Annotated in this window: 7 protein-coding genes; 6 read left to right on the top strand and 1 reads right to left on the bottom strand. The window is 37.4% G+C overall.

All coding sequences use genetic code 11. The features are described 5' to 3' along the window. The first annotated feature begins 213 nt into the window (after positions 1-213). The 6 genes from Q4575_RS19565 to Q4575_RS19540 all read left to right on the top strand — a co-directional run bounded on the left by Q4575_RS19565 (position 214) and on the right by Q4575_RS19540 (position 2,466). Positions 214-492, top strand: coding sequence for a type II toxin-antitoxin system RelE/ParE family toxin (locus Q4575_RS19565; RefSeq protein ID WP_272179480.1), 279 nt, complete (start codon positions 214-216; stop codon positions 490-492). After that, positions 492-785: a HigA family addiction module antitoxin gene (locus Q4575_RS19560; RefSeq protein ID WP_215963063.1), complete on the top strand. Its 294-nt coding sequence runs from the start codon at positions 492-494 to the stop codon at positions 783-785. The genes Q4575_RS19565 and Q4575_RS19560 overlap by 1 nt, the downstream gene beginning before the upstream one ends. A 110-nt stretch (positions 786-895) precedes the next feature. After that, positions 896-1,183, top strand: a complete 288-nt coding sequence (locus tag Q4575_RS19555) for a hypothetical protein (protein WP_272179482.1) — start codon at positions 896-898, stop codon at positions 1,181-1,183. Positions 1,184-1,349: 166 nt separating this feature from the next. Continuing rightward, positions 1,350-1,607: a type II toxin-antitoxin system Phd/YefM family antitoxin gene (locus Q4575_RS19550; protein WP_215963065.1), complete on the top strand. Its 258-nt coding sequence runs from the start codon at positions 1,350-1,352 to the stop codon at positions 1,605-1,607. Next, positions 1,595-1,894, top strand: coding sequence for a type II toxin-antitoxin system RelE/ParE family toxin (locus tag Q4575_RS19545; RefSeq protein ID WP_303523925.1), 300 nt, complete (start codon positions 1,595-1,597; stop codon positions 1,892-1,894). The genes Q4575_RS19550 and Q4575_RS19545 overlap by 13 nt, the downstream gene beginning before the upstream one ends. Positions 1,895-2,022: 128 nt before the next feature. Next, positions 2,023-2,466 carry a hypothetical protein gene (locus Q4575_RS19540; protein ID WP_215963067.1) on the top strand — a complete coding sequence of 148 codons (444 nt, stop codon included), beginning with the start codon at positions 2,023-2,025 and terminating at the stop codon, positions 2,464-2,466. A 58-nt stretch (positions 2,467-2,524) separates the two neighbouring features. Here the strand turns inward: Q4575_RS19540 and Q4575_RS19535 are convergent, their stop codons facing one another. After that, positions 2,525-2,773 (bottom strand): type II toxin-antitoxin system RelE/ParE family toxin, encoded by a 249-nt coding sequence (locus Q4575_RS19535; protein ID WP_303523926.1) that lies wholly within the window; start codon positions 2,771-2,773, stop codon positions 2,525-2,527. Positions 2,774-2,831 lie beyond the last annotated feature (58 nt).

The following is a 2,831-nucleotide window of genomic DNA, read 5'->3' as shown; positions in this document are numbered from 1 at the left end:
TTGAGCTTTCTCCTTTTGGTTTGGTCGCCTTGAAGTTTAGCTAAAAGCTAAACTTCGGGGAGAAGGTTCAATAAGTATCAAGCTGTTCAAGCGGGACAAATAACAGTTGGCTTTTGCTCCTGCGTCGCCTATTTTAGCCAACATATTATTTGCCTCTTAACGAGGCGTTATATTCTTATCGACAACTGATGCGCATCACGCTACACTTGTTGCATGATTAAATCTTTTAAACACAAAGGCCTTAAGAAATACTTCCAAACTGGAAGTATTTCAGGTATTCAGGCAAAACATCAACGTAAATTACGTATGCAACTGACCGCAATAGATACCGCTCAAGAAATTGATGATATCAATTTACCCGGTTTTAAATTGCACCCATTAAAAGGGGATCGTGATGGGATTTGGTCTATTACAGTAAATGGTAACTGGCGCATTACTTTTGAATTCATCGATGGTAATGCATATATTCTCAACTATGAGGACTATCACTAATGACTATGCATAACCCGCCACACCCTGGAGAGTTTATTTATGACGTATATCTAGAGCCAGCAGGCTTTAGCTGTCGTTATTTGGCAAAACAACTAGATGTAGCATCATCTACTTTAAATAGGGTTCTAAAAGGGCAAAGTGCTATCTCACCAGAAATGGCACTTCGTTTGTCTAAAGCAATTGGCAGAACCCCTGAGAGTTGGTTAGCAATGCAAGATAACTATGATCTTTGGCATGCTAAACAGCAAATTAATTTAACAAATGTTCATGCAGTAAATTTTACAGTGGCATAAAAAATATAAGTTGCTCAAAAGGAAAAATAACAGTTGGCCATCGCTCCGCGATTATAGCCAATCATTATTGTCCTCTTAGCTAGGCGTTATATTTCACGGAGTATTCAAGCATGAGTGAACAACAAATAGTTTATTCTTTCGCATGGTTTCAGCCTGAAGAATGGAAGTGTTTAAAAGAAACAGTAGATGATCCAACTACGCTAGATGATACTTATCAAGAATGGCGACATAATGCTGAAAATGCTATTGGTGAACTTAGGGCTAATGGCGAGCAAGTTAAAAAGATATCTATCAAAATTAGTAAGCTTGTTAGCTGGTGTGAATCTAAAGGTATAAAACCTGATAGTAAAGCTAGATCTGAGTATGCGGCATTTCTTGCAGACCAAAGAAGCAACTGAAATATAAAAAGAAAATTAAGCGGGACTGCTAACAGTTGGCTAGGTTTCGCTCCGCTTCACATTTTAGCCAAGCTAATCCGCCCATTATTTGGGCGTTAGCTATACAGTTGAAAGTTTTGCTTTCAGTGATACTATAGTGGCACTCACCCCTGTTAAGAGTTCGATTATGAAAGTAGAATTAGTTACAACCTTAAAGAGGCAGGCCACTAAAATATTGGCAGATCTCCATTCTTCTAAAGAACCAGTTTTAATTACTGAGCATGGTCAGCCATCTGCATATTTGGTCGATGTTGATGATTTTGAAATGATGCAAAAGCGTATGTCGATATTGGAAGGAATCGCTCGAGGAGAGCAGGCAATTAGAAATGAGCAAGTCGTTTCAAATACGCAGGCTAAAGAGCAAATGAATAAATGGCTGAAATAGTTTGGACACAACCAGCTCTTAATAAGCTTGATGAAATTGCTGAATACATTGCAGTGGCTAATTTGGTTGCTGCGAAAAAACTAGTTCAAACTGTATTTAGTAAAATAGAAAGGCTAGAAGTACACCCCGAATCGGGAAAAGTTCCTTTGGAAATACCGACCCTTAATTACAGGGAGCTAATAATAAAGCCATGTCGAGTATTTTATAAAATTGATGGGAACAAGGTTTTTATATTGCACGTTATGCGTCAAGAACAAGATCTTAGGCGGTTCTTGCTAATTTGGTGAAGTTATTATCCATACAAGTTGCTTAAACGGACACTGCTAAACAGTTGGCTAGTGCTCGTTCCTCGCAATTTTAGCCAACATATTATTTGCCTCTTAACGAGGCGTAATACGCTTCTTAAGGATATTGTATGAATTACCTAAAATTAATCTTACTAAGTATGTGTATAGCCACTTGTTATTATGCACTGACAATTTCCGCAATAGGGATTGCTGCTGCGGGTAAAATATTTTGGTGGTTTCAATGGAAAGATAATTTTGATTTTTACCATATCGCTCAAAATTTTGTTGGTATTGGCTTAGCTGCTTTGATCCCAGCATTTCTCGTTCATAGTTATGAACCAAGTAAAAAGTGGTTAAGTATTTCTATTGTTATTTTAGTTTCTATGCTTTTTCACGGTAACATAAATTATATACCGCTTGATCCTAATGGTTTTGTTCGTTTTTTTAAAACGACACTTGTTTATGGTGATATTGGTTCTGTCGGTGTATTTTTGGAAATTATATTGCTACCAGTACTCTGGTTGCTTGTGTTTAAACGTATAGGGCATTTAAACAGGACAAAACCAAGTTAGCTTTTGTTCGTGCATCACTATTTTTAGCCTCTAGCCTCTGAATGCGGCCTTATATTTTTCAGAGCGCGCGATTAACACCCACACTTTTGTGTAACATTCTTACAATCAAAATTTGATTTGTTTTGTGCTTTTTATAATAAACTACGTAACCACCTTGAGGGCGTTTTCTGTAACCTTCTCTTAAATAATCGCAATTAACTACTAACACAGGTTCATCAGCTAATTGATGGAACGTATTAACTAATAGTATTAAATAATCATTTCGTTGAGCGGTTTCCCATGTTAAAGGTAAACGTCCGGTGATCACCACCTAGGGTTTAATATTCCAAGGCAGTAAGCTGTCGATATTTGGCTCGGCTTGGCAG

Source organism: Psychrosphaera sp. 1_MG-2023, from assembly GCF_030548245.1.
In the GTDB taxonomy this organism is placed as follows: Bacteria; Pseudomonadota; Gammaproteobacteria; order Enterobacterales; family Alteromonadaceae; genus Psychrosphaera; species Psychrosphaera algicola.
Note: the sequence above shows the minus strand (reverse complement) of the source record. Positions and strands in the feature narration are given on the sequence as shown.